The following is a 289-nucleotide window of genomic DNA, read 5'->3' on the forward strand; positions in this document are numbered from 1 at the left end:
CGGGGCGGACTACACCTTCGACTGCACCGGCAACACCAAGGTGATGCGGGCGGCGCTGGAGAGCAGCCATCGCGGCTGGGGCCAGAGCATCGTGATCGGCGTGGCCGGTGCGGGGCAGGAGATCTCGACCCGTCCGTTCCAGCTGGTGACCGGCCGGGTGTGGAAGGGCACGGCCTTCGGCGGTGCGCGGGGCCGGACCGACGTGCCGAAGATCGTCGACTGGTACATGTCGGGCAAGATCGAGATCGACCCGATGATCACGCACAAGCTGCCGCTGGAGCGGATCAAC

Annotated in this window: 1 pseudogene; it reads left to right on the plus strand. The window is 68.2% G+C overall.

Going from position 1 to position 289, the window contains the following annotated elements:
- Positions 1-289 (plus strand): annotated as a pseudogene (locus FFK22_RS42525) (S-(hydroxymethyl)glutathione dehydrogenase); the annotation flags it as partial.

The sequence above is a fragment of the Mycobacterium sp. KBS0706 genome (assembly GCF_005938675.2).
GTDB lineage: Bacteria > Pseudomonadota > Alphaproteobacteria > DSM-16000 > Inquilinaceae > Inquilinus.